The organism is Pseudomonas sp. FH1, assembly GCF_000510895.2.
GTDB lineage: Bacteria > Pseudomonadota > Gammaproteobacteria > Pseudomonadales > Pseudomonadaceae > Aquipseudomonas > Aquipseudomonas azotoformans_A.
Genome location: NZ_AOHM01000137.1, coordinates 1 through 710 on the forward strand (window position 1 = coordinate 1; position 710 = coordinate 710).

Here is a 710-nt window from a genome sequence, read left to right on the forward strand (position 1 = left end):
AGTCGTAGTGCTGCGGGCAGCCGCAGCATCCTGTCGCTGATGCGTGACGACGGTGAGCAGCTCGGTCGATTCAAAGTGCGCAGCTTGATGCGCGAGCTTGATCTAGTCAGCAAACAACCCGGATCACATGCCTACAAAAGAGCGACGGTAGAACGACTCGATATCCCGAATACCTTGAACCGCGAGTTCAATGTTCCGGCACCCAACCAGGTGTGGTGCGGCGACATCACCTACATTTGGGCCCAGGGGAAATGGCACTATCTGGCGGTCGTGCTGGATCTTTGCGCGCGCCGGGTAGTGGGCTGGGCGTTGTCGGAAAAGCCGGACGCCGATCTGGTTATCAAGGCGCTGGATATGGCTTACGAACAACGAGGAAGGCCTCAGGGCCTGCTGTTTCACTCGGATCAAGGGTCGCAATATGCGAGTCGTTTATTTCGCCAGCGGCTGTGGCGCTATCGAATGCGCCAGAGCATGAGTCGCCGGGGAAATTGCTGGGACAATGCGCCAATGGAGCGCGTGTTCCGCAGTTTGAAAACGGAATGGGTACCGACCACGGGTTACAGAACGGCTCAAGAAGCCCAGCGCGATATCAGCCAATTCTTGATGGATCGGTACAACTGGATTCGACCCCATCAATTCAACGGTGGGCTGGCGCCAGCTCGGGCCGAAGAAAAACTTAACGTCGTGTCCGGGATTAGTTGACCACTACA

Annotated in this window: 1 protein-coding gene; it reads left to right on the plus strand. The window is 56.8% G+C overall.

The genetic code is table 11. The features are described from left to right. The coding region (locus tag H096_RS31135) for an IS3 family transposase (protein ID WP_033903053.1) at positions 1-702 on the plus strand (702 nt) is incomplete at its 5' end. Positions 703-710: the final 8 nt, after the last annotated feature.